Origin of the sequence: Facklamia sp. P12950, assembly GCF_050409465.1 — a bacterium.
Lineage (GTDB): Bacteria > Bacillota > Bacilli > Lactobacillales > Aerococcaceae > Facklamia.
In genome coordinates, this window is record NZ_JBNUPK010000002.1 from 259,348 (window position 1) to 285,489 (window position 26,142).

Here is a 26,142-nt window from a genome sequence, read left to right on the forward strand (position 1 = left end):
ATTAAAGTTGCATGATTTTGGTCAGGATCAGATAGAAAGACGTATCCTTATTGCCCAAACCGGTTTTCATTTGGTAATCGGCTTGAATGAGTTGTAAATAAAGCTGACTAAGTTCTCCTATTTGCATGGGTCGACTGGCTTGAAGGGCTAATTTCACTCGATAAGGATGGACAGAGAGTGTTTGAGCTATTTCATCTTGCTTTATTCCTTGCATTTGTAAGAGTTTAACTTGTAAAAATAAGCGAAACTGCGAAACGATTAAGGCATGTAGTTGAATGGGATCGTGCTTCATTAATATTAAGTCTTGATAAATTTGAATCGAGCGATCAAGCTTGCGGGCTAGTATAGCATTGGTCAATTCAAAGACATCTGAAGCTAGGCTGCGTGTGACTAAAGAATTTACCACTTCCAGGGTAACCTTTTGACCACTTTGAGCAAATTGTTTCAACTTCTCCAATTCGGCCACTGCTTGACTCAATTGATAATCTACACGTTGTAACAAAGCCTTTTGAGCTTCTGTAGTCATCTCAAAATCAGCACTTTGAATATAACTTTGAATAAAGGACTGAACAGCCGCTTCTCCTAGAGGAGAAATATTAATATAAGTCGTCTCTTTCAGGAATGCCTTAGTTAATTTTCGCCTTTTATCCACTTGATCATGAGGGACGATAAAAAGAATACAAGTAGCGGGGTTAGGATCCTTCAAATAATCCAACAAGCGCTTTGTTTGACCATCAGTCATTTTTTGTTGAGCTTGGCTGTTTAGAAAATCTACTTGGTCCACTATAATGAGGCGTTGGTCGACAAAAAACGAATAACTTTCTGCTTCATCTAAAACAGTGTCAATGGATACTTCATTAGCGTCAAAGCTAGAAAGGTCTAGTTCGCCGGCCAAATGTTCAATTTTTTGAGCCAGAGCTTGTCGAAAATTTTGTTGAAGATAAACTTCACTGCCTTGAAGACAGTAAACATTATCAATCTTACCCTGAACTAAAGCCTGTTTTGCCTTTTGAAAGTCCATAATGCCCCTCCTCATCCTCTCTCATTAGTGTACCAAATATTTTATGCTTTGTATGCTATAAAGCCTTTTAACTTGCAGGCACTTTCTTGTATAATAGGAATATCATTATAGTCGCAGAAAGGAATTTATTATGCAACCAATCATCGCAATTACTGGTAGTATTACACCCATTCAAAACGACCCTCGATATGCAGCCTTCGATGCTACTTACACCCCTCACTTTTTTGTAGAAGCTATTATTGAAGCGGGAGGGATTCCACTCGTTCTACCCATCAATAACCAATATCCAATTGAAGCCATTATTGACCGTATAGACGGTCTGATCCTAACTGGTGGACAAGATGTGGATCCACGTTTTTATCAAGAAGAACCTCATTTAAAATTAGGATCTTTAAATATCGACCGTGACCACCATGAATTAAAATTAATTAAACATTTTATGCAAGCTGGCAAGCCAATCCTTGGTATCTGTCGTGGTATGCAATTAATTAATGTTCTTCAAGGTGGGAACCTCTATCAAGACCTCAGCTTGTATCCAGAATGGGCTATTCAACACGTGCAAAAATCAGAATTAAACCGTATGACCCACCGGGTTAAAATTGATCCCAATTCACGTTTAAGTAATTGGATGGGAACTGGTGATTACGTCAACAGTCTTCACCATCAAGCCATTAAAGAGCTGGGTAAAGACTTAAAAGCCATTGCCTGGTCAGGTGACCATCTGGTTGAAGCCATTGAATCCACTGATCCAAATGTGGATATTTTAGCTGTCCAATGGCACCCTGAACTCACTTACAAACATCAAGAAAGCAGTCGAGCTATCTTTAAAGATTTGGTAGAACGGGCTAAAAATAAGCAGTAATTTTTAATTAATCAAACAAAAACGAATCCTGCATAGGATTCGTTTTTGTTTTAGTATTGCTTACGATCACCGTACATATAAGGGTCAGCTTCTGAGAACATATAGGATCGGTGATGGTAACGCATAGAGAGTATCAGACCCACTCCGACCATATTAGACAGTATGGCCGATCCCCCTTGAGAGATAAAGGGTAATGGTACTCCCGTAATTGGCAGTAAACCGATAGTCATGCCCACATTCTCTAGAACGTGGAAAAGAATCATGGTAATAACTCCTGCAGAAATATAAGTATAATACTCATTTTGAGTCTCAAAACAAGTTTGAACCATTTGATAAATCAAAACAAAATAAATCACCAGAATAATCGCCGCACCAAAAAAACCAAAATTTTCACCAATAGTCGTAAAAATAAAGTCTGATTCACGAACCGGAACTGGCACTTCGGAAATGCCAAAGCCCTTACCATAGAGTTGACCAGATCCAATCGCTAAGATCGATTGAACCAGTTGGTAAGATTCACCTCTGGTGTCTGAGAAGGGTTCTAACCAAGTAGTGATCCGGCCTAACTGATAAGGTTGGAAGCCGATTTTCAGTAAGGCATCTGGGAATAAGACGGCCAGTAAGATTAATCCCCCACCAACAATGAAAACAACTGAAAAAGCTGGAAATAAAATTTTCCATGAAACACCGGATAAAAGAATCAATCCAGCGATAATAGACAGCATGACCAAGTTAGTTCCCAAGTCATTTTGCATTTGCACTAATATTAATACAGGTGCGGAAGCCAATAAGAGTTTACCAATCAAGATAAAGTCGCTTTGAATCGTTCGATTAGTATTTTGATTATTGTGTTCGGTTACCAATCGTGACAGATAAACTATCAAGGCTGGTTTCATCAACTCTGAAGGTTGAAAAGATAAAGAACCTAATTTGAACCAAGATTTAGCTCCCGTCATGATTGCTGTTTGGCGATCATGGAAAAAAAGGACGAGCACCAGTAAAAACAGACCAATACCGTAAAAGTAAATGGATAATTTCCAATACTGTTCACTATCAAACTGCATAACGATAATAACGACCAGAGAACCTAAGGCGTACCACAAGGCTTGTTGTAAGGTCGGCCCGATTCCTTGGTTGGAAATCATTGCGGTAGTTGCATATACAACGGCTAAGCCCACTAAACATAACAACAAAACAGTTAAAACAATGCCATAATCAATTCGATTTTCTTGATAACTAGCAATTCTTCTATTTATTTGCATTAATATTTCTTCCTCCTTAAGGATAAGACTTAATCGATGGATTTGATAGATCGGATCATTTCATTAAAGTCTCTTATTAACTGCCTTAAAATCTAAAGTTAAAACATTTATAAAAGCGCCGATAAAAAATATGAGACAATTTAGATAAATCCAAAACATGATGACTAAAATTGCACCCAAGGCAGTGTTACTATTAAGTGATTGATTAAATTGAATAATGGTCCCAAATAATTTACCTAAAAGAGTAAACGTTAATACAGAGAATAAGGATCCTGGAATAGCTTTAGTATATTTTAATTGATGATGCGGTAAATAGGTATAAACAATCACTAGAAAAATAAAGAGGAAAAATAAAGACCCCCAACTTCCCCCTCTTAACCAAGTAAACAAAAAGCTCAAATCACTTCTTAAATACTGGTCAATCCAAGTCAGTAAATACTCACCGAAAGTAAAAATAAAGGTTGAAACTAAAATAACTAAGACGCTGACTAAGGTAAAAAGATAGGCAAATAAGCGTTGAATCAAAAAGTGTCTCTTACTCTTTACCCTATATATTTGATTGAGCACTCTTTGCAAGGCATTAAACACATTGGAAGCAGGCCATAAGGCTAAGACTAAACCAATTGGCACCCAGCTAGTAGAAGCTGTTTGATAGTACTGTTGAATCATTGGGATTAAGGACTTAGCCACTTGTCCAGGCAAAGTAGTTCTCAAAAAGACAATGACTTCTTCATAAGAATAAGGTAAGAGCACAATCAAGTTGGAAAAGGCTAAGAGAATAGGAACAACGGCTAAGAGAATAAAGTAAGAAACTTCCGCCGCGTATGAGCCAAAAGAAAGCCCATCAAGCTGCTTTTTTATTTTGACAACTAAGCTTTTGATTTGGTCTTTAGACTTGGTATTTAACAACCCCATTTAGGCTACTCTCCCTTCTTATAACTTCTATAGATTACCATAATCATTGAGTAATTGCACTTGAATGTCTAAGCAAAATCGATAAATTCAATCGGATTGCTTAGACAATAATTGGCAATAAGGTTATAATTAAAGAGAATAAAGAACGGAGGGAATTTATGTCTAACGGTGTTACTTTTTACTTTATGCGGCACGGTGAAACGATATTTAATCACAATGGTCAAGTGCAAGGTTGGTCCGATGCCCCCCTAACTGCTAAAGGAATTGAGCAAGCAAGAGCTTCTGGTCGTGGCATTGCAGATATCCATTTTGATGCGGTTTATTCCAGCGATTTACACAGAACGCAAGAAACTCTCCGCTATGTTCTGGATGAAAACCATCACAAAGACCACTACGAAATCCAATTAATGAAGGAATTACGGGAAGTCTTCTTTGGTTCATTTGAAGGTCAACCTGCTTCCAATCTGTATGATGCAGTGGATGAGCATTTATTGGCCGGTGGTATTGACGTAAAAAAAATGGATAAACCAATTGAAATGCCTAAATTTCTAAAGCTAGTAAAACATTTAGACCCTGAACATTGGGCTGAAAATTATGTTGAATTTTGGGATCGGATTGAATCAGGACTTTTAATTCTATTAAATAAGCATGCGGGAACTAATCAAAAAATATTGATTATGAGCCATGGCATGGCCATTAGCAATCTAATTCACGGTTTAGTAGCAGATTTCGAGAGTGGACAACCCCTATCTAATTGTTCCCTATCCATTGTTGAATATCGTGACGGACAATTTCGTTTAAACGCCTTTAATCAAACTGAGCATTTTATCTACGATAAATAAGTCAGCCATTTTATAAATTAATCCTAAGCAATAAAAACACCGGGGCATTTACCCGGTGTTTTTTGCTTGAGAATTTAGAAACTAGGAAACCTTAGCCTGCATCCGATACATTTCGGCATACTGTCCATTTAAAGCCATCAATTCATGATGGTTGCCTTTTTCTTTGATTTCGCCATTATCCATCAAAATAATTTGATCGGCATGCTGAATAGTCGATAGGCGGTGCGCAATGATAAAAGTTGTCCGACCTTTTTGTAGCACTTTCATGGCTGCTTGAATGATCGTTTCAGTCTCAGTGTCAATATGTGAAGTTGCTTCGTCTAAAATTAAAATCTTAGGATCAGCAGCCAGGGTACGCGCAAAGGAAATTAACTGCCGTTCCCCTGAAGAAAGGGATTGACCTTTTTCAACCACTACTTCATCGATCCCCTTTTCTAATTTAGCCATCATTTCTTTGGCCCCAACTTGTTCGATAGCCTGCATGATCTTTTCTTGGCTGATCTCCGGATCATTCATAGAGATATTACTAGCAATGGTTCCTGAGAAAAGGTAGGGCTCTTGTAGGACGATGCCCATATCGGCTCGAACACTCTCACGCGAAAAGTCTTGAATATCCTGGCCGTCAATCAAAATCGTTCCATCTTGTGGATCATAGAAACGGAAAATTAAATTAATTATCGAAGATTTTCCTGAACCGGTATGACCGACTAAACCAATTGTCTGACCAGGTTCAACTTCAAAATTAATATTTTTTAAGACTTTTTGATCGCCTTTATAAGCAAAGTTCACATTTTGAAAGCTAACACGCCCCTCACCCATTTCAAAGACTGCTGCTTGATCTTTTTCACTGGGGTGATCCATCAAGGAAAAGACCCTAGAGCCTGAAACTAAAGATTGTTGCAACATAGTCATTAAACGCACAATTTGTGTAATCGGATCAAAAAGGCGCGATACATAATTAATTAACACATATAATTTACCGACAGAAATACCTAAGATGCCCTCTAAGTATTGAGTTCCTAAATAGGTCACTACCAATAAAATACCCATATTTTTTAATAAATCAGCCAAGGACCAAGAGAGTCTAGAATCAATCTTTTGGGATTGGAGTCTTGATTGATACCATTCTTCATTGGTTGCTTCAAATTCATCATTGAGCATTTCTTCTTGTCCAAAGGCTTGAACAATTGTTACCCCTTGAATAATCTCAGCCGTTTTGCTGTTTAATTCAGAGATACTTTCACGCCATTTAGTATTGACTGGCGCAATTTTACGCATATAAATAACTTGCCAAACGATAAAAAGTGGGATGAATAAAAGAAAGGCTAAACCAATTTTTAAATTGACGTAGAGTAAGGCGGCATAAATACCAATGACCGTCATTAAGTTAATCAACATACGGTTACAAAAGTTTTGATAAAAGGACTGACGCAAAACTTCCGTGTCATTGACAATTCGAGCCGCAATTTTTCCAGCCGGTTTATCATCAAAGTATGAAACCGGTAGGGTTTGCATATGCTGATGGGCTTGATCCCTCACCTTTTTACTCAACTGATTGGCCACAAAAGCCATTAAAATATATGCAGAGTAAGAAAGGACTGCCGAAGAAACCAAAATCAAGACATAGCGAATGAAGAAGCTAATTACCTTGCCTTGTTCAATGATTTGATTATTACTGACTTGATTGGCTGCATAATCAATTAAATCTTTAGCTAATAAAGGAGCATAAACAGAAAGGCCGACCGAAGCAATTAGGAAGAAAACACCTAATAAAAATTTCCATTTAGCATACTTCAAATAGGATAATAAACGTTTAAAAGTTTCCATTTTCGCCCTCCTCCATTAGTTGATTACGATACTGTTGGTAATACCAACCTTTAGTTTTTAATAGTTCTTCAGGTTTTCCTCTTTCAATAATGCGCCCATCTTCTAAGACTAAAACTAAGTCTGCATGCGAAACAGCTGAAAGACGATGGGTAATGATAATATTGGTTTTATCTTGACGTGCTGCTTGAATATTTTTAATGATAGCCGTTTCGGTTTTAGCATCTACTGCAGACAAGGAGTCATCCATAATTAAAAGCTCCGGCTTACGAATTAAAGCACGGGCAATCGCAATTCTTTGTTTTTGTCCACCTGAAATGGCTACCCCTTTTTCACCGATTAAGGTTTCTAAGCCCTTATTCATATGGGCCATATCCTTAGTAAAATCAGCTGCTTCAATGGCCTCGTTCAGCTCCGCTTCTGTCGCATCAGACTTTCCAAAAAGAATATTATCTTTGACTGAGCGAGAGAAAAGCACATGGTCTTGAGGAACATAACCAATCAAACTAGCTAATTGTTCAAAATGATAATCAGCAATCGGATGGCCGTTAATCTTTAAGGATTCAGGATCTTCAACAGGATACTGGCGTAAGAGTTGTCGCACTAAGGTCGACTTACCTGAACCGGTTTTGCCAACAATTCCTAAAGTTTGACCCGCCTTTAAAGAAAAATTGATGGCTTGAATAACTGGCTCTTGATCATCAGGATAGGCAAACTGAAAATCTTTGAAATCAATTTGTTCAATCTGACTAATCGATCGGTCGCCTTCTTTGCCAAAGAGATCATCAGCCTCTTCGATTTCTTGAATCTTACGGTGTGAAACTTGACCCTGTTGATAGATCGCAATCAAATCAGACATCCCCCAAATCACTTCATTAAACATACCGAGATAAATTTGGAAGGTAATCAATTGACCAATTGATAATTGGCCTTGGTTGACGTAGTATGCCCCTAAGGCTAGACCAATCCCTGTGGAAAGGCCAGAAAAGATACGAGCAGAAGGTCCAAAAAAACCAAATAAGAAGTTCATCACATTGGTTTGTTTGACAACATCTTTGGTTCTTTCTTGAAAACGCACCTGCTCTAAGTCTTTCTTTCCATAGGCACGGATTACGCGTACCCCATCAACTGTTTCAAGCACTTCGTTAGACAATTTAGCTACCGCATCGCGGCTGGCTTCATAGCGTTTATCGGCTTCTTGTCCTAGGAAATGAATGATCACCCCAAAAAGAATTAAAGGAATAATTGATATTAAGGTCAATTTCCAGGAAATAGTAATAAACATGACTAAAAGAATTGAAATCAGCCAAGATCCATCTGAAATGATAATTAGAAAACCATAAGCTAATGTTTCCCCCAAACGATCTATATCTGAAGTCATCCGCGTCATTAAATCACCCGAGCGGTAATTTTCATAAAAAGGTAATTTTAAATAAGTGAGTCGGCGAAATAATTTTTGACGGACTTGCTTGGTGAAAAGTGATGAACGACCAAAAAGAATCACCAACCAAGAAGCCTCTACGATATAATTTGATACAGCCGCTACTGAGAAAACGGCTAAATAAAAAATTAAAGTCTTTGAATCTAAAGATTTTTTGACAATGGCATCAATGAATAATTGAATAATATAATTGGGAACGATAGCTAATAAGCCTGATAAAATGGCTAGTAGGCCGCCAATGAAATAAGCCATTTTATGTTCCTTAATAAATTGATATAATGCTGCTAACATCTCTCTCCTTCTTCCTAGATCCTTTCATAATAAGTAAGCATAAAAGACACCTATTTAAGGTGCTCCTTAAATAGGTGTCTTTTTGCATAATGACAGACTCCTAGATCAATTAGCTAGTGAGTCTTCCTATTTATTATGAAAGGAGTTTTTGTGATAATTAAATGAAAGACAAATAAGTTCATAGTGTTCATTGTTTTAACTCCTTTCTAAATTTAATGAATCTATTGTATACCTTTTCATATAATCTGTAAACACTGATTTCATTTTATTTGCAATTAATTGTCAATAGCGTATCGTATAATTAGAGTTACTATTTAATTAGGAGGTTTTTTTATGAAAATTGTTGTTCTAGAAAACTTAAAAGTCCCCCAAGAACGGATTGAAGAACTGGCAAAACCTTTAATAGAAGCAGGCCATGAATTTAAATATTACCCTGAAAAAACGACCCATCCAGAAGAATTGATTGAACGCAGTCAAGGGGCAGATATTCTTACCTTAGCTAACAATCCTTTGCCTGAAGAAGTTTTAGACCAGCTAGATCAGGTGAAATATATCAATGTGGCTTTTACTGGCGTCGACCATATTCCTTTAATCAAAGCCAAAGATCGCGACATTTTAGTTTCGAATGCCGCTGGCTATGCCAATACAGCCGTCGCTGAATTAGTCCTAGGGATGACGCTTAATTTATTCCGTCAACTCAAGGCTAGCGACCAAGAAGTAAGAATGACCGAAGACTTTCCTGGTATTCGGCAAGGCTCTGAAATTAAAGGCAAGACGGTAGGAATTATTGGAACTGGAAAAATTGGTAAAGAAACGGCTAAATTATTCAAGGCCTTTGGCGCTAACTTAATGGGGTTCAATCGCAGTCGTGATCAGGAATTAATCAATATGGGAATGGATTACTCCTCCTTAGAAGAATTACTAGCCAAGAGTGATATCATCACTATCCACCTTCCACTTAACCGCGAAACCCAGCAATTCTTTGGAAAAGATCAATTACAAGCTATGAAAAAATCAGCCGTTTTGATTAATTGCGCTCGCGGTCCAATCATTGATAGTGATGCCCTAGCCCAAGCCTTAAAGGATGGAGAGATTGCTGGAGCCGGAATTGATGTCTTTGATAGCGAGGCACCTCTTCGTGAAGACCACCCGCTGCTAACCGCACCAAACATCCTACTGTCTCCTCATGTTGGTTACTTTACCCATGAAGCGATGGATTTAAGAGCTCAAATCGCTTTTGAAAACATCTATCGTTATCTTGAAAATCAACCACAAAACTTAGTTTAATACTCCTTATAAAAAAGCACCCTAAAAAATAGGATGCTTTTTCTCTTTCAATTTGAACCAGTTAAATAGCTTAGTATAATTCATAGATTACATCGAATAAGTCTTTATCTTTTTCAATTTTCGCCTTATTACCAATAACTGCTAAAGTGTAATCTTGAAGTGCGTTTTCTAATCCATCTGCTAAATCATTTAGTTGCTCATTCGTTACTGCAATCATCTCTTCTTTTAACTGACTAATCATTCGATAATCTAAGCCAGTTAAATGCAAGGTGAAGGCTTCTACTCCTTTTTCGTGTGCTGATTTAGGACGTTCTAATGGTGAAAGACTGCCAATGATATTCTTAAGTAGCTCGCTTTCTGAAAGCTCTAATTGGCGCACATAAGCAGGAATCGCTAAATAACTTTCTACTGATTGGCGGATATTAGGATCACGATAGGACATCATATATAAAGAACCTAACCGATCATGACCATAACCAGAACCGTAGGCTCCACCTTGTACACGAATGGTATTCCAAAGATAGCCTAAATTCAATTCATTGCTCAGGACCTTAGAAGCACCTGAATACTGTAGGTGGTCACTAGCATCAGCCGCAAGACCAACATAGTTGACATCTTGAGCGGTGACAAAGGCTTCATTTTGTTTCTTGCCACTTGGATAAGTTTGCAAAGGTCCTAAATCTTTTGATGGAAGCTGATTAAACGCTTTAAGCACCTTGTTTTTAACCAAACTTGCTCGCTCTTGATTACCGGTATATAAAATGTTTAGACGGTTAAAGTTAAGAATTTTTTGATAGCTAGTCTTTAATTGGTCTAATAATCGATCGCCTTTTCCTTCTTTGAGTAAGTCACGGCATTCTTTTAAATAATTAAAGAAATCAATGCCTGAAGTCATTTGTTCTAATTTAAGAGCTGGCTTATACTGGCTCAGTGCGCGTTTAAGGGCTAAAACATGAGCCCCAAAGTTTATACGGTTTTCAAAACCGGCAATTAATTCTTGGATGATGCGTAAGATTTCTTGCTGATCTTCAATCAAGGTCGAAGTCATAATTTCTTGCATTAAGTCGATCAAATGATCGGATGAAGCTTCCAGTGCTTTTCCATTTAAGGCAAAATAGGTTTGAATACTACCGTCTAATTTGGGAACGATATCTACTGAGGCTAAGATGCCACCGGTGTGGGTATCCATTTGCCGTTGTAATTGATCAGAAGAATAGTTTTTTGTAGCAAGGCCTGACATCAACTTGGCTAATAATGAAAGGCGTGAGTATTCTTCGACTTCAAGATCACGAATATCCCAATAAAGCGATAAGTAATCAATGCCTGAGGTGAATTGGTCTGCATGATAAAACTTACCTTGACTCTTTTCAAGCGGATTAATTGTCAAAGGTAATTCTTCTGTTTCTGTTGTTAAGTCTTCCTTAGTTAACATAGGGATTTTAGCTAAATCTTCTGGCTTATCGACCGATACTTGACGTTCAATTAAGGCTTGAGTGGAAGCTACCAAATCTTCTACCTCTTGTTGAGAGAGTTGAGACTTGTATGCTTGTAGTTCTTGATCTTGCTTGGCTTCTTTTTGATCACTTAGTCCTGGACTTGCCTCAAGCGTGATTGCCACACGGTGGTTATTGTTTAACAATTTTTCTTCAATTAATTTTTCAAAGTAGCCCTCTTTGGCAAGCTTTCGCAATTCTGTTAACCTCTCAGAGAAGGAAAGAATGTCAAAAGGTGAAAAGTCGTACAACCAGGTTTGGTAAGCCGATAAGGTATAAAAAAGGCCGCGAGGACGTGATTCTGAAATGACTCTTTCTTTCAAACGGAAGCTAATTTTATTAATGGAAGCTTGAATAATTGCTGGATCAATTCCTTCATCAACCAATTTAGCTAAGGTTTCTTTAACAACCTTTTTAAAGTCCTCCATCTTATTAGCAGACGAGTACTTAGCTAGAATCATAAAAACTTCAGTATAACCAGGTAAATCATGCCCTCCACTGATGTCGCCACCTATTTCCGCATCAAGGAGTGCTTTCTTCAAAGGAGACTGGTTATTACCGAATAAAATTTCTTCCAAAATTTCAAAGGCCATGGCTTCTAGTAATCTGTCAGCAGTCGAAACATGCCAAGCTAAACATAGATAGTCTTTGTCAGCTGGGTCATCTCCTTCAGTGATCGAATAGTGTTTATTTATTTCTTTTTGGCTTGGCTCTTGGATATTAAATTTTAAATCTACAGCTGGTGTTTTGCCTTTTCCTGAAAAGTATTCTTCTAACCTCTCAAAAGCATGGTTAATATCTAAGTCACCATAAAGAACGGTTAATGAATTGCTTGGATGGTAATATTCTTGATGGTAGTCCACAAATTCTTTTTGGGTTAAATCTGTAATAGCTGATGGTAGACCACCTGATTCATATTGATAAATAGAGTCTGGATATAAGGATTGACTCATGGCATGATACATTTGATCATCCGGTGAAGCCATCGCCCCTTTCATTTCATTATAGACGACCCCTTTATAAATCAGCTCATCCTCAGCCTTTTCTAAATGATAATGCCAACCCTCTTGCGCTAAAATTTGAGGATTTTGACGGAAATTCGGTTCGAAAACGGCATCTAAATAAACGCTCATCAAGTTGCTAAAGTCTTGGTCATTCGTTGAAGCGACAGGATAAATGGTTTTATCGGCAAAAGTCATAGCGTTTACAAAGGTATTCATCGATCCTTTGATAATCTCTACGAAAGGTTCTTTAGACGGATATTTTTTAGACCCATTGAGAACTGAATGTTCGATAATATGCGTAATTCCATTGTCACTATATGGCGGTGTTTTAAAGCCAATGGTGAAAGATTTATTCTTATCTTCATTTTCGAGATATAGAACTTGAGCCCCCGTTTCTTCATGGACATATAAATGTCCCACCGAGTGAATATCTGGAATGTTTTGACTTTCTATTTTGTTAAATGTCATTATATGACCTCCTAATTATTTGTTTACTTTCTCATTATGGCATAATTGTAAGCCCTTTAAAAGAATTTAGAAGTATTTCGAAGCGATAATTTCTGCTATAATATTATAAAAGGAGTGATTGAATGAAAAATATTTTAACAACAACTTTAGTGGTTCTTGTTTTAAGTTACATAATCCCTGGGATTGTTGTCACTAGTTTATTGTCTGTCATTATTTTTTCTATTTTATTGGGATTAGTAAGTGGAACTCTAGGACGTTTATTAAAGTTTGCAGGCTGTGCCATTAATTTACTGACCTTTGGTTTCTTCAACCTTGCTATTAATGCTTTTATGATTCAATTAGTAGACAGTATGTTGGATGGTATTCAAGTTGAAAACTTCTGGTACGCAGCTTTACTGTCAATCGTTATTAGCCTCTTCTCTACTTTCAATCAGAACGAAGATATTAAACACAATAGAATCTAGTTCCATTTTAAAAACAAAAAGACAAGGTTTGCCATGGCAGACCTTGTCTTTTTTGAAGCATGTATCTTTTCGATTAGTTACCGCGATTAGCCATAATCACTTCGACTTCATCTGGGTTCAAGCCGACCATGGCTTCACCCAAATCTTCTGACACTTCGGCGATGACTTTAGGATCTTGATAATTTTCAACAGCTCGAACAATTGCTTTGGCTCTTTTTTCAGGGTTACCTGATTTGAAAATACCAGACCCAACAAAGACCCCTTGAGCACCTAATTGCATCATTAAAGCTGCATCGGCAGGAGTCGCTACCCCACCAGCAGAAAAGTTAACTACTGGTAATTCACCCGTTTCATGCACTTTTTTAAGTAAATCATAAGGTACCTTTAAGTCACGGGCTTCGACATATAGTTCATCTTCATCCATGGCTTGAATACGTTTAATGCCCGCTTGGATCGACCGCATATGGGTCACAGCTTGAACCACATCTCCTGTTCCCGCTTCTCCTTTGGTCCGAATCATGGAAGCTCCTTCTTGAATACGACGGAGAGCTTCGCCAATATTTCTAGCTCCACATACAAAAGGTATTTGGAAATTTGTCTTATTTATATGATGGTCATTATCAGCTGGTGATAAAACTTCAGATTCATCAATAAAATCAACGTCAATAGCTTGTAAGATTTGCGCTTCGACAAAATGACCAATACGCACTTTAGCCATAACCGGGATAGAAACAGCTTCTTGAATCGACTTGATTAAGGCTGGATCGGACATCCGGCTAACGCCACCTGCTTGACGAATATCTGCTGGAATACGTTCTAGAGCCATAACAGCCACTGCACCCGCCGCTTCAGCAATTTTAGCTTGCTCTGGATTCATAACATCCATAATCACGCCACCGACAAAAGTTTTTGGATCAATAATTTCTTTAGACATAAAATCATTCCCTTCTATAGCTATATGATAAAAGATTTTGGTACTATATAAAGTACCAAAACAAAAGAATGTGAGGGTACCAGATTGTTATACTTACAATTATATAATGAAATCAAACAAAGAATCCTACAAGGTCAATTAAATCCCGGTGAAAAGCTAGCTAGTAAAAGACAAATGGCTAAAGACCGTGGGGTCAGCCTTAATACTATAACAGCTAGTTTGGATCAGTTAGCTGCAGAAGGCTATATTGAAGCTATTCAGCGAAAGGGATATTTCGTTCTCAGCCAAAAGTTAAGTTTAAAAGAACCCAATCAATGGCAGCTAAGTGAAATAGAAGCAGAAAGCCAGCCAGCTATTGATTGGCGTTACAAGGGAGTGGATCCTGAATTTCCAGTAGCCACTTGGAAAAAAATTACTATGGAGTGTCTCAATCAAGATGCAAGATATTTGACTGAAAAAGGCTCTAAACTCGGTGAACATCATTTACGTGAAACGATTGCTACCTACTTATGGAATGCCAAAGGAATTAAGGCTTCTCCTAGTCACATTATTATTGGCTCCTCAACTGAAAACTTACTTTTACTCTTAGTTAAATTGATTGGTAAGGCTAAAATCGGTGTTGAAGATCCTGGTTTTCATCGTTGGGGTGATTTTTTAAAAGCCAATCAAATTGAACAGATACCGATTGAATTAGATCAAGAAGGTGCAAATCCTAGTCCCACTGATAAAAAAGAAATGGACTTACTCTATGTTACCCCCTCTTACCAGTTTCCGACGGGCTCGATTATGACAATCGGACGCAAACAAGAATTATTAGAGTGGGCCAATCAAGACGATAAATGGATAATTGAAGATGAATACAATGGTGAATTTCGCTATCAAGGTAAGCCTATTCCCCCTTTAAAGGCGATCGACTCACATGACCATGTTATCTACTTACAGTCTTTTTCATCATTAATTAGTCCCGCTTTAAGAATATCTTTTATACTTTTACCAGACTCGCTCTTACAAAAATTTAAAGAATACCCTTATTATTTTTCTTGTCCCGTTCCACGATTGACCCAAAATGTCTTAGCACAATTCATGGCTGGTGGACATTTTACGCGTCATGTTAACCGCATGCGACGAAAATATGCTAAGAAAAGACAATTATTAGAAGAATGGGCTAAAAACTTCGATAATCTCAAAATTGTTGGTACAAACGCGGGGCTCCACCTATTATTGGAAATTCACGCTACTACTCTTAGTGAAAGTAAAATTGTTGAGATAGCAAAAAAAAGCAGCATGGCTCTATCCCCTTTAGCAGACTATGAATTAAATAAAAAAAGAAGACCCGCTAGTTTAGTAGTTGGATATGCTAGAGCTGATTTTAATGAATTAGAAGCCGGAATGAAGCTTTTGGAGGAAATATTAAATCTTAAAAAGAGAGAGCTTTCAGATCATAATGATTGACATTGGAAAGGATTGCTTTAAAATAGTTCTCATGGTAACTAATATGAAAGGAGACTTCCATGCTCTATCATTTAAAACATACAATCCACCAGGCCGAACAACTTAAAATGCGTTATGCAAATGATTATGATATACAACATTTAGACGGTCCACAAGGACACACTATTATGTACCTATACTGCCATCAAGACTCAGACGTTTTTCAAAAGGATATTGAAGACCACTTAAACATTTCTAAATCTGTGGCCAGCCATTTAATTCAACGGATGAAACGTAATGGTTTTATTGAAACTTTTCCCTATGCGGAAGATAAACGTCATAAAGTCATACAATTAACAAAATTAGGTCTTGAAAAATCGAGTAAAATTGAAGCGTTTATTATCATGATCAAACAAACCCTTCTGAATGGAATCTCACAAGAAGAAATTAATTGCCTGCATAAAATTTTTCTGCGAATAGACCAAAATATTATAAGAGCCAATAAATTATTGGATCAAAAGGAGGATACTCATGCTTAAAATATTTAAAAGACTAACCGCTAAACAAGTAGCCACGATGATAACTGCTATTATCTTAATCATTGCTAGCGTTTGGATTGAATTGCAAGTACCTGGCTATATGTCAGAAATTACACAAAGACTGCAAAATCCGGGAGTAGCTGTTTCAGATCTCTATCATCCAGGATCTAAGATGGTTGGTCTATCGATTATTGGTCTCGTCTTATCGCTGATAGTTGTCTTCCTATCAGCACGAGTGGCAGCTAGTTTTGCCTCGGGATTGAGACGTGACGTTTTTGATTCTGTTATGGATTACTCAACAAAAGAATTGCAAGATTTCTCCATTCCTAGCTTATTAACGCGAACAACCAATGACATCGTTCAAATTCAAGTCTTCTTGGCTATGGGCCTACAAATTATTGTTAGAGGACCGATGATGGCTATTTTAGCTGTTGGTAAAATTTCTACAAAAAATGTGGAATGGATGTGGGTAACCTTTACTGCTGTTGGCTTAATGTTAACAACCATTATTATCCTCTTATCCATCGTTTTACCTAGACAAAAGCTAGTCCAAAGCTTAACCGACCGCTTGAACCGTATCATGCGAGAAACCCTATCCGGTATGCGCGTAATTCGTGCTTATAATGCGGAAGACTATCAAACCGAAAAATTCTCAGACGCTAACCAAGAACTAACCGGTTTAAACTTAGTCATTTACCGAACAATGAGTTTTATGAACCCTCTAATGATGCTTGTTTCTAACGGTTTGACTTTAGGAGTTTATTGGGTAGGCGCCTATTTGATTGCAGCTGCTGCCTTTCAAGAAAAAATCGTTCTTTTTTCAGATATGATTGTCTTTTCATCTTATGCCATGCAAGTAGTGATTGGTTTTATGATGATGACTATGATCTTCATTATAACGCCTCGTACCATGGTTTCTGCTAAAAGAGTCGGTGAAGTACTAGATACTAAATCGAGTCTCATCTATCCAGAAAATGCCCCACAAGAAAAAGATAAAGGGTCGCTGGTATTCCAAGATGTTAGCTTTACTTATCCAGGTGCTTCTAAGCCTGTACTGGAGGATATATCCTTTGAAGCAAAAGCTGGTCAAACCCTCGCCTTTATCGGGTCAACTGGATCTGGTAAATCCACCTTGATCAACTTGATTCCACGTTTATTCGATACCACTGAAGGAGAAATTTTGATTAATGGCAATTCGATCAAAGACTATCCTCGTGAACGCCTAAACGAAATTATTGGCTATGTCCCCCAAAGGTCTGTCTTATTTTCAGGAAGCATTGAATCTAATATTGCTTTTGGCGATTCCAGCCAAAGCCCACTCAGTGAAGCCGAAATATGGGAGGCCATCGATATCGCCCAAGCAAAAGATTTCGTCACTGAAAAAGAAGAACAATTACAAAGTTATGTGGCTCAAGACGGTACCAACTTCTCAGGTGGGCAAAAGCAACGTTTAGCCATCGCCCGAGCTATCGGTCGAAAACCGCAAATTCTTATCTTTGATGATTCCTTCTCAGCCCTTGACTATCAAACCGATCGTAAATTGCGCCACATTCTAGCTGAAAAAACCAAAGAAATGACTAAAGTCATTGTCGGTCAAAGAATTTCAACCATCATGGATGCTGATTTGATTATGGTCATAGAAAAGGGACGAATTGTTGGTAAAGGAACCCACCAAGAATTATTAACATCCAACAAAATCTATCAAGAAATCGCTTATTCACAATTAAACAAGGAGGAACTTGACAATGGAAAATAAAGATAAAACTGTTACTTTAAGAACCTATAGCAAGGGCTTCCGTCTAATTTTTGCATTGGCTCTTCTTTTCTCAATAGCTGGTTCTTATATTTCAGTAATCGGACCGGATCGAATTCGCCAAATTACCGACTTAATTGCTCAAGGCATGATGAATGAAATGAATTTAGAAAAGATCAGTCAACAAGCCACTTATTTAGCTATGTTGTTTGCTTTGGGGGCTGTTGCCAACTACGGTGCTTCCTTTATCATGGCAACTATCTCACAACGTTTAACGCAAAATTTGCGTGAAGGGATTGGTCACAAGGTCAACCGCATGCCTCTTAATTATTTTGACCAACATTCGCAAGGCGATACCCTGTCACGAGTGACCAATGACTTAGACACTTTAGGACAAACACTCAACCAAAGTATGTCTACCCTTGTTTCTGCTACCACTATGTTAATCGGAACACTTATTATGATGTTTCGCACAGATGTTACTTTGACCTTTGTTTCTATCGCAACCGTTGTAGTTGGTTTTGGAATCACTATTTTTCTAATGATAAAATCCAGAAGCTTTTTTAAGCAACAACAAAACCACTTAGCCGACATTAACGGCCATATAGAAGAAATGTATACTGGCCATGCTATTGTACGTTCATATAATGCCATCGAATTCGCCAAGGAAACCTTTCGGACGATTAATGAAGATTTAGAAAGCAGCATTTGGAAAGCCCAATTTCTCTCAGGTATTGCCATGCCTTTAATGATTTTTATTGGTAACTTTGGTTATGTATTGGTGTGTATCTTCGGTGCAGCCTTAGTAATCGAAGGTCAGATAACGATTGGAGTCATTGTCGCCTTTATGATGTATATTCGGATGTTCTCTCGGCCGATTCAACAGTTGGCTCAATCCAGCCAAGCTTTAGCTCAGGCTCGCGCTGCTATGGCTCGTGTGTTTGATTTTCTTAATGAAGCAGAATTAGAAGATGAAAACCATAAGACGCGTCAATTAGAAGACGTTAAGGGTTTAATTGAATTCGACCATGTTCATTTTGGCTACGATCCTGAAGAAATGATTATTCACGACTTCTCTGCCTATGCCAAGCCAGGCAAAAAGATTGCCATTGTTGGGCCAACCGGTGCGGGGAAAACCACAATTGTGAACTTATTAATGCGCTTTTATGAAATTGATAAGGGTGAGATTCGTCTAGACGGTAAAAATATCCAAAAAATGAAACGTAGTGAAATTCATGATTACTTCTCTATGGTTTTACAAGATACTTGGCTATTTGAAGGAAGCATTCGTGAAAACTTACTCTTTAATAAAAAAGATGTGGGAGAAGCTGAAATGATTGCGGCTTGTCAAGCTGTCGGCATTGACCATTTTATTAATACACTCCCCCATACTTATGACACTATCTTAGATGAAAAAGTTACCCTATCAGTTGGGCAAAAACAATTACTAACCATTGCCCGTGCGCTCATTAAGGACGCGCCATTATTAATTCTAGATGAGGCAACATCTTCAGTAGATACACGAACAGAAGTGCTTATCCAAGAAGCCATGGATAAATTAACTGAGGGTCGAACTTCCTTTATCATTGCCCACCGCTTATCAACTATTCGTAATGCTGATTTAATCTTAGTCCTAAAAGATGGTAATATCATCGAACAAGGTAACCATGACCAATTAATTCAAGCACAAGGATTCTACGCCGACCTCTATAATAGTCAGTTTGAAGCTGCCTAATCTAGGTTTACTCACACAAAAGCTCGCCCTAGCAGGCGAGCTTTTTAGCTATTGGCTCACTTGTCGTCTAAATTCAAAGTGATAGTATTGATAGTGACAATGATAGTTCAAGACAGCCCCTACAGCAGCTGATAAGCTGAAGTCGATAGAAAGCTAGATTCCAACTGCATGATGGTCAGGATGCTTTGAAGAATGATCCAAAACCATCCTGCTCCACAATATTTTTATAATCTTTATTAAGAAATTCCCTCTTATTGTATCTTGTCTGTGTTTTAGCAAGACCCCAATCAAATTCGCTTTTTATTGATAGTTATTTTAAGTATTTAAAAAAACTTCAATAATTGAAGGCATAAGTTACTTATCTTTTAAGTTTATCTACTCGTATGTCTCATCGGTATATCATACACAATTAAAATTGATCAGACCTGTTCGTCTGTAGCAGCTGGATTTACCAAGTTGAAGCGGTAATCGCCTTCCAACCCTTTGGCAATTTCATTATAAGCAGCTTTTAGTTCTTTCTTCATCTTCTGCCATGCTGGCAAAACTTCTGGATGGCCTGCCCCTAATAAATTAATTGAAGCTTTGAAATCTTCATCTGTAAGAGTAACAGTAAAAGTTTTATCTCCTTCCTCAAAATCAACCCTTAGAAAACCTTCATAATTATCTCTTAAAACGAGTAAGGCCGTCTGCTCCTTCAGCAAATTACTTAGATGTTGTTCGCTCTCTGCGCTAGTGATTAGCGTGGTTTCCAACTTTTCTAGCGAAGAAAATGCCTGTGTTTTCTAATTAATAGTCCTATCTTGTATAGTTATCATGTTCGTAAATATAGACAAAGAAATGAAGAACAAATGCTTAAAAGGATAACTAGCCCTAAAAGCATTTCCAACAGCCGGCTTAATTTTTTGAAGTTTGAGTGTTTCTCATAGAAATAGCTCCTTTAATAAAACAATCAAAAAATTTGAAGCAGCGTAATTTTAGAAGAGAAGTGTAACATTTTTCTTCACGCTTTATTATCTGTTCAACAAAATCTTTCTATCGCACGTAAACTTGTGGAACATAAATTTTATATGCGAACAAGTCAGCTCCACCTGTAATTATACCGAATTACAATAAGCTTCAGCTAGCTCTTTATCATTAGGTTGAAGAAAGCCGGTTCGAGAAGCATCTATCAAGTGAAGAGAGTTAATTATTTGATGATAGTCATTGCGTTTATCAATTATGCGCTTCTATTCAGTATCAATTAGAAGTCCCTTATAATCGAAATCTGTTAGCTTATAATCATTGTTTTATAACATATGTGTATAGCCTAATTAATTAATAAAAAACCTAATCGTCAGTAAGTCTACTAACCATTAGGCTTATTAGAAAAAAGAGGCTCTATAATAAATAGGATGGAAGGAAGTTTTTTTCTTCCATCCACCCTATTTGACATAGAGCCAAAAAAGATCAGTATCCTTAAATTAAAAACATACTTTCAGTAGTAGTCAAAAGACTATTCGCTTATATGTAAGAAATCCCATGCGAATTGCGCATGTAGGGCTGCACCAAACTTCAAATAGTCTTCATCAATATTGAATTTTTCATGGTGAGGGAAATAAATTGTATCTTTCTCTTCATTGCTATAACCCATCATTGCATAAGCTCCAGGTGCTTCTTGGAAGTAATATGGCATGTCTTCTGATCCCATCATGATTGGGCCGTGAACGTTCTTTCCAGGTCCAAAAACTTTTTCAGCTGCTTTAGCAGCAATTTCAGTGATTCTTTCATCATTATACAAACTAATTGTACTTTCTTCAATTTCAACATTGATTGAAATATCATAGATTTTTTCTAAGCCAGCAGCCAAATCTTTAATCTTATTATGAATAATTTTTCTTGTCTCTTCATGTAAATAACGCATAGAGATATCTAGTTTAGTATATTTAGAAATAACGTTTGCTTTAGTTCCTCCGTTAAATTTACCTACCGTTAGCACAATCGGAGACTGTGAATTCACAAATTTAGTGATCATTGCATTGAGTTGAGTCACAAACTCTGCAGCAGGTAAAATCGTATCTTTTGCTTTATGAGGCATGGATCCATGTCCAGAAACCCCTTCAAAGCTCACGTAGATTGTATCGCACCCTGCCATCCGATAACCAGATGTTATGTCATATGTTCCTACTTCGATAGGCATACCATGCATTCCAAAGACCGCATCGACACCCTCCATTCCTCCATCAGCTACAACCCTTCTTGCTCCTGTAAAGGTTTCTTCCGCTTCTTGAAATAATAAGCGAACTTCTCCTGGTAATTCTTCTTTAATATCTGTCAACATTTTTGCAGCACCTAATAGCATCGACATATGACCGTCATGCCCACAAGCGTGCATTTTTCCATCTTCTTTAGAAGAGTATTCAGCTCCCGATTGTTCTAGAATAGGCAAGGCATCAATATCCGAACGCAATGCAACCGTCTTACCGGGCTTCCCACCTTTAATATGGGCAACCAAAGAAGTTATACCAACCTTTTCATAAGGTATCCCTAACTCCTCCAAACGCTTCATAAGATACTTTTGAGTCTCAAACTCATGTTCACTTAATTCTGGATACTGATGTAAGTATCTTCTCGTTTCGATTATTTGAGTTTCTAATTCTTTGGCTTTCTCAATAAAGTTCATTATTTATCCTCCTTAAAATCTAACTAATTATTAAAATGTCAATTAAAATCTTTTATTCCTTATTGTTTGACTCTACATCATTTTTGGCCCTATACAAGGAATAAGCAATTCCTAATAAAGCGACTATACCTACATCAGCTGATGAAATTAATTTATATATACTTTCTGGTAAAAAATTTGGTGAGAATTTAATGAAAATCATAGTTGCTACAGCAATTAAGACTAAAACCATTAAATTATTTTTCTTAACCTTGGAACCTAACGTTATCATCATTGCTCCTAATACTCCTGGTAAGGCAAAATCAAAAGAAGCTAAGATGGTAGGTGGTAAGCTATTGATAATCGTTTGACCAGCTACCATGACAATGCCCAAGATGAAAAGATTTGTAAGTGTTGAAGAAATAATAGCAAATATCCCAGCTACTTCAGCCTGTTCAGATCCTGGTTTTAAATCAAGAGCGTCTTGTGTAGCAGCGATGACTGGCATACGCATATTCCCAATATTACCAGATAAAAATGACATATAAGTACCCGCTGGACCAAGAGTGGGGAAATAGGATATCGGCTCTACGAACCAAATAACTCCCACGAACCCAACAATCGAAATTAATCCAGAAATGATATCTGCAATGTCAGGATAATGACCTAATACAAAGGTTAAGTAGGAGGGAATCATTAAAGTTGAAATTAATGCAATTGCGATTGTTACCCTTCCCCAAAAATGTATGGACTTTTGAAAATTACTTGATAAATTTTTATTATTTTCCATTTTTCTCTCCTTAACTTAATATGCTTCCAACAATCATTGCAGCAATAACTGAAAAACCCATAGACCATTCCTTCAACCACTTTTTAGAACGATCTTTTTCAACGATTTTATTAATAGCAACAGTGGCTAAACCTCCGGCAATTAATGCCGCCATAGGAGCAATCGAAGAGTTTTCTTGTAAAATTCCCTTATTGATGACTTCTTTATAACCTAGGGTGAAAAAGATAATAAAAGGTGCAAAGACAGACATGTAAGCGATGGTTAAAGGGTTGGCTTTTTTCATTTTTTCTTGGATACCATCTATTCTTTTAGTAGCAAAGAAGACCACAACCAGCCATCCTGCTCCTCCTAAAGTCATAACCCAAGCAGCAGCAGATAACATCTTAGGCATAAACTCTGCTGTACCAGCAGTTCCCCCACTACCTATCTGAGCTGAAATAATTTCAAAAGCAGCCGATCCGATAATTCCTATTCTTGCGAAGGTAATTGGTCCTCCAATCCGAGAAATTAAGGCGATGGCTACCGCAAAAACAGCAAAAGCTGGACCAATCGTTCCTATAATTCCAATTTTAAATGATTTCTTTACCTCTTCATTACTTAATAAATTAGTGTTTTTAACGTGATTCTTTGCAAGACGATAAAAAATAAAGGATTGAATGATTACAGTTGATACAATAATAATCGCTAAAATCCACATCACCAAACTATTGGCAATTTGCATTGTTTCATTCATGTGTATTCTCCGTTTCTAATAAAATTTTAACTTTAAAGCGCTTTATAAAGTAAATAAAGTATAACATTTACACTTTTATAAAACAACAATAAATTACATGAAACGAAGTCCGGATAGTTGTGCAGAATCAACAAAACTCTGATTGATAGCGTTTGTTTTTGATAGTTTGCTAAGGTGTTTTGAATCAAAATTGCTATTTTTTATTTCAACGCTCATAAAATATTTATTTGCCATCAGCATTGCTCAAAAAACAGTGAGATGCCAACGTCAGCTGTACTTCTCCCATTTGAAGAAAGCTATTGGCCTTATTTAATGACAATCACTATTTTACCCTTAGCATGGTGGCTTTCACTGATTTTATGAGCCTCACTTAAGCCATGAGCCGTCAATGGGAATTCATGCCCGATATAAGGTTTAACTTGGCCCTTTTCAATTAACTCAGCTAGTTTGGCTAAGTGGTTTCCATTCGATTTGGCCGCAAGAGCTTCAACCGTAATGTTTCTTGCTTTAGCTTTTTCCTGGTCGGCTTGACCCACGGTAGAAACAATTCGTCCGCCGTCCTTTACGAGAGCCAAACTTTTAGCTAGTGTTTCGCCACCCAAGGTATCTAAGACTAAGTCTAAGTCTTTAGCCACCTCAGCAAAATCAGTGGTTTTATAATTAATGAAGCGATCAACGCCCAGCTTTTTAAGCATGTCTTCATTCTTACCACTGGCTGTTGAATAAACATATGCACCAAAACTTTTAGCGATTTGAATAGCAAAGCTGCCTACACCACCCGAACCGGCATGAATCAGCACGTGGTCACCTTCTTTAACTCGACCAAACTCCACCATGGCTTGCCAAGCAGTTAGACCCACCATTGGAACAGCGGCTGCTTGCATAAAGTCAATATTTTGAGGTTTATGGGCAACAAGACTCTCTTTGACGGCTACATATTCGGTGTAAGTTCCGCTCTTTAAAGCAGAGTTGGCAAAGACTTCATCCCCTACTTTGAATTGAGTAACATCTTTACCTACCTCCACTACCACTCCGGCAGCATCCAGTCCTAAAATAATGGGAAAGTCAAAAGAAATTACTTCAGCCATCTCACCTCTTCGCACCTTGGTATCAAAGCGGTTGATGGATGTGGCATGCAATTCAATTAAAACTTGATTGTCTTTAAGCTGCGGTTGAGGTAGATTGGCTTCTACAAATTGATCGGTATCGCCGTATTGATTGATAACAATGGCTTTCATATCAAACACTCCTTCTATTTTCTAGTACTGGAAAGATTCCATCTCTCTTTAGTAATAGTTTAGCACAGGACTGTTTGAACCCCCTAAAGGGATGCTTACAGACCATAAAAATTGAGCATCTAGCGTTTAATCCAGTCCAGAATTTTGTGAAAAATAATGAAAACAATCTTAGAATTATATAAAACTTAATGTAAGATAAATAAATAGGGCTGAAGATAAAGTTGTCTTATCCTCAGCCCTATTTATTTAACTTTTAAACCACCAGACTTTTATTGTTTAAACCGTCGCATCAATCGTTCCAATTAACGACTGCATTGATTTGAAGAATTAGGGTCTATTATATGCCTCAAAGGTCTGCACATTAATGATTTTATCATTTTCAGTAATCAATGTTGTGTGTTCATTTCTTATAATTTCAATGGCTTCTTCTTTCGAAATTTCTTGATTATGAATGGGAGTACCCATCCCTTCCCAATGGGTGAAACGAATAGGTTTAGTGGCTTGTTTGATTTGATTAATCACTTCTTCTTCTGAAACATTGGTCCCTAAATCTGTTGACGTATAATGAATCATTTGAACAACCTCCTTTTTAAGACAGTATATCACAGAGTGCAAACAAAACGTATAGTTAATGGTTTAAATTTTAATTATTTTGTGCCCTAACTGATCCTTGATATTGAATGACACTCTTTATTATTGACCGAACACTAACAATGGAGTTGGTTAACCTATTACTTATGATTTGAGTTGAAATCTTTTTATTAGACAATACCTGCGTCCTATTAAGAAGACTCAAATTCTTGAGCCCCCCAACGGTCAAACATAGATTAAAAATCTGTTTTAAGATTATTTAACATTCATTTGCCCTAATAAGACGACCTTTATTTTTTAATAAGGTCTCCTTTTAGAATTTATGAAACAAATATGCAATAAAAGGAAGAAAAGCGAGTAAATTAATTATTATTAAAATAATACTGATACGCTTATTAATTGTTCTCTTGTAAGGATCTTTTTCTTTATACCATTGATAAATCGCAACCATCATTAAAACTAAAAGAAATATTAAGAAAACAACAAACAATTTTGTAGAAAGCATCCCATTCCCCCAGAAAAATATTTTTAACTGAGTTATTCGCATGCAATACACAATCATACTAAATTTCTAACGCTAATTAAG

General features: G+C 37.2%; 22 protein-coding genes. 8 read left to right on the forward strand and 14 right to left on the reverse strand.

The genetic code is table 11. The features are described 5' to 3' along the window. Position 1 precedes the first annotated feature (1 nt). A complete protein-coding gene (gene holA, locus ACQV2Q_RS03175; protein WP_428881904.1) occupies positions 2 to 1,021 on the reverse strand; it encodes a DNA polymerase III subunit delta in 1,020 nt (339 codons plus the stop codon). A 130-nt stretch (positions 1,022 to 1,151) separates the two neighbouring features. On the opposite strand from holA, the gene ACQV2Q_RS03180 reads away from it, so the two are divergent. Next, entirely contained in the window at positions 1,152 to 1,883 is a 732-nt protein-coding gene (locus ACQV2Q_RS03180) for a gamma-glutamyl-gamma-aminobutyrate hydrolase family protein (protein ID WP_428874132.1), read from the forward strand. Between the two features lie 50 nt (positions 1,884 to 1,933). Here the strand turns inward: ACQV2Q_RS03180 and ACQV2Q_RS03185 are convergent, their stop codons facing one another. Both ACQV2Q_RS03185 and ACQV2Q_RS03190 read right to left on the reverse strand, forming a co-directional pair. Beyond that, positions 1,934 to 3,145, reverse strand: coding sequence for an FtsW/RodA/SpoVE family cell cycle protein (locus ACQV2Q_RS03185; RefSeq protein ID WP_428874133.1), 1,212 nt, complete (start codon positions 3,143 to 3,145; stop codon positions 1,934 to 1,936). Between the two features lie 63 nt (positions 3,146 to 3,208). Next, positions 3,209 to 4,060 (reverse strand): YihY/virulence factor BrkB family protein, encoded by an 852-nt coding sequence (locus ACQV2Q_RS03190; protein WP_428881906.1) that lies wholly within the window; start codon positions 4,058 to 4,060, stop codon positions 3,209 to 3,211. 158 nt (positions 4,061 to 4,218) lie between these two features. Here ACQV2Q_RS03190 and ACQV2Q_RS03195 point away from each other — a divergent pair, with 158 nt between their 5' ends. Next, positions 4,219 to 4,902 carry a histidine phosphatase family protein gene (locus ACQV2Q_RS03195; protein WP_428874135.1) on the forward strand — a complete coding sequence of 228 codons (684 nt, stop codon included), beginning with the start codon at positions 4,219 to 4,221 and terminating at the stop codon, positions 4,900 to 4,902. Positions 4,903 to 4,983: 81 nt separating this feature from the next. Here ACQV2Q_RS03195 and ACQV2Q_RS03200 read toward each other — a convergent pair whose 3' ends face one another. Further along, positions 4,984 to 6,729: an ABC transporter ATP-binding protein gene (locus tag ACQV2Q_RS03200; RefSeq protein WP_428874137.1), complete on the reverse strand. Its 1,746-nt coding sequence runs from the start codon at positions 6,727 to 6,729 to the stop codon at positions 4,984 to 4,986. Further along, positions 6,716 to 8,458 (reverse strand): ABC transporter ATP-binding protein, encoded by a 1,743-nt coding sequence (locus ACQV2Q_RS03205; protein ID WP_428881909.1) that lies wholly within the window; start codon positions 8,456 to 8,458, stop codon positions 6,716 to 6,718. The genes ACQV2Q_RS03200 and ACQV2Q_RS03205 overlap by 14 nt, the downstream gene beginning before the upstream one ends. 333 nt (positions 8,459 to 8,791) lie before the next feature. Between ACQV2Q_RS03205 and ACQV2Q_RS03210 the strand changes: the two genes are divergently transcribed. Further along, positions 8,792 to 9,745 carry an NAD(P)-dependent oxidoreductase gene (locus ACQV2Q_RS03210; protein WP_428874139.1) on the forward strand — a complete coding sequence of 318 codons (954 nt, stop codon included), beginning with the start codon at positions 8,792 to 8,794 and terminating at the stop codon, positions 9,743 to 9,745. Between the two features lie 70 nt (positions 9,746 to 9,815). Here the strand turns inward: ACQV2Q_RS03210 and ACQV2Q_RS03215 are convergent, their stop codons facing one another. After that, positions 9,816 to 12,710, reverse strand: a complete 2,895-nt coding sequence (locus ACQV2Q_RS03215; RefSeq protein WP_428874140.1) for an insulinase family protein — start codon at positions 12,708 to 12,710, stop codon at positions 9,816 to 9,818. A 122-nt stretch (positions 12,711 to 12,832) separates the two neighbouring features. Here ACQV2Q_RS03215 and ACQV2Q_RS03220 point away from each other — a divergent pair, with 122 nt between their 5' ends. After that, entirely contained in the window at positions 12,833 to 13,174 is a 342-nt protein-coding gene (locus ACQV2Q_RS03220) for a phage holin family protein (protein ID WP_428874141.1), read from the forward strand. A gap of 73 nt (positions 13,175 to 13,247) precedes the next feature. Here the strand turns inward: ACQV2Q_RS03220 and pdxS are convergent, their stop codons facing one another. Continuing rightward, on the reverse strand, positions 13,248 to 14,108 hold the full coding sequence (gene pdxS / locus ACQV2Q_RS03225) for a pyridoxal 5'-phosphate synthase lyase subunit PdxS (protein WP_428874142.1): 861 nt from the start codon (positions 14,106 to 14,108) through the stop codon (positions 13,248 to 13,250). A gap of 84 nt (positions 14,109 to 14,192) precedes the next feature. Between pdxS and ACQV2Q_RS03230 the strand changes: the two genes are divergently transcribed. From ACQV2Q_RS03230 to ACQV2Q_RS03245, 4 genes are read left to right on the forward strand one after another with little or no spacing between them, the layout of a single operon-like run. After that, positions 14,193 to 15,560: a PLP-dependent aminotransferase family protein gene (locus ACQV2Q_RS03230; RefSeq protein WP_428875373.1), complete on the forward strand. Its 1,368-nt coding sequence runs from the start codon at positions 14,193 to 14,195 to the stop codon at positions 15,558 to 15,560. 59 nt (positions 15,561 to 15,619) lie between these two features. Continuing rightward, positions 15,620 to 16,078 (forward strand): MarR family winged helix-turn-helix transcriptional regulator, encoded by a 459-nt coding sequence (locus tag ACQV2Q_RS03235; RefSeq protein ID WP_428874144.1) that lies wholly within the window; start codon positions 15,620 to 15,622, stop codon positions 16,076 to 16,078. Further along, complete coding sequence (locus tag ACQV2Q_RS03240) at positions 16,071 to 17,834, forward strand: ABC transporter ATP-binding protein (RefSeq protein ID WP_428881910.1); 1,764 nt, start codon at positions 16,071 to 16,073, stop codon at positions 17,832 to 17,834. Before ACQV2Q_RS03235 ends, ACQV2Q_RS03240 begins: the two co-directional genes overlap by 8 nt. Continuing rightward, positions 17,824 to 19,566 carry an ABC transporter ATP-binding protein gene (locus ACQV2Q_RS03245; protein WP_428881911.1) on the forward strand — a complete coding sequence of 581 codons (1,743 nt, stop codon included), beginning with the start codon at positions 17,824 to 17,826 and terminating at the stop codon, positions 19,564 to 19,566. Before ACQV2Q_RS03240 ends, ACQV2Q_RS03245 begins: the two co-directional genes overlap by 11 nt. A gap of 419 nt (positions 19,567 to 19,985) precedes the next feature. Here ACQV2Q_RS03245 and ACQV2Q_RS03250 read toward each other — a convergent pair whose 3' ends face one another. The 7 genes from ACQV2Q_RS03250 to ACQV2Q_RS03280 form a co-directional block, all read right to left on the reverse strand. After that, complete coding sequence (locus ACQV2Q_RS03250; protein WP_428881912.1) at positions 19,986 to 20,318, reverse strand: hypothetical protein; 333 nt, start codon at positions 20,316 to 20,318, stop codon at positions 19,986 to 19,988. Positions 20,319 to 21,058: 740 nt separating this feature from the next. Further along, the gene (locus ACQV2Q_RS03255; RefSeq protein ID WP_428874150.1) at positions 21,059 to 22,225 is read right to left on the reverse strand and encodes an amidohydrolase; all 1,167 of its coding nucleotides are present in this window, start codon (positions 22,223 to 22,225) and stop codon (positions 21,059 to 21,061) included. A gap of 52 nt (positions 22,226 to 22,277) precedes the next feature. Next, positions 22,278 to 22,994 (reverse strand): hypothetical protein, encoded by a 717-nt coding sequence (locus ACQV2Q_RS03260; RefSeq protein WP_428874151.1) that lies wholly within the window; start codon positions 22,992 to 22,994, stop codon positions 22,278 to 22,280. A 10-nt stretch (positions 22,995 to 23,004) separates the two neighbouring features. Continuing rightward, positions 23,005 to 23,727, reverse strand: a complete 723-nt coding sequence (locus tag ACQV2Q_RS03265; RefSeq protein ID WP_428874153.1) for a DUF5058 family protein — start codon at positions 23,725 to 23,727, stop codon at positions 23,005 to 23,007. A gap of 93 nt (positions 23,728 to 23,820) precedes the next feature. Continuing rightward, positions 23,821 to 23,961: a hypothetical protein gene (locus ACQV2Q_RS03270; RefSeq protein ID WP_428881913.1), complete on the reverse strand. Its 141-nt coding sequence runs from the start codon at positions 23,959 to 23,961 to the stop codon at positions 23,821 to 23,823. Positions 23,962 to 24,032: 71 nt separating this feature from the next. Next, entirely contained in the window at positions 24,033 to 24,965 is a 933-nt protein-coding gene (locus ACQV2Q_RS03275) for an NADP-dependent oxidoreductase (RefSeq protein ID WP_428881914.1), read from the reverse strand. A 327-nt stretch (positions 24,966 to 25,292) separates the two neighbouring features. Further along, entirely contained in the window at positions 25,293 to 25,538 is a 246-nt protein-coding gene (locus tag ACQV2Q_RS03280) for a hypothetical protein (RefSeq protein WP_428881916.1), read from the reverse strand. Positions 25,539 to 26,142 lie beyond the last annotated feature (604 nt).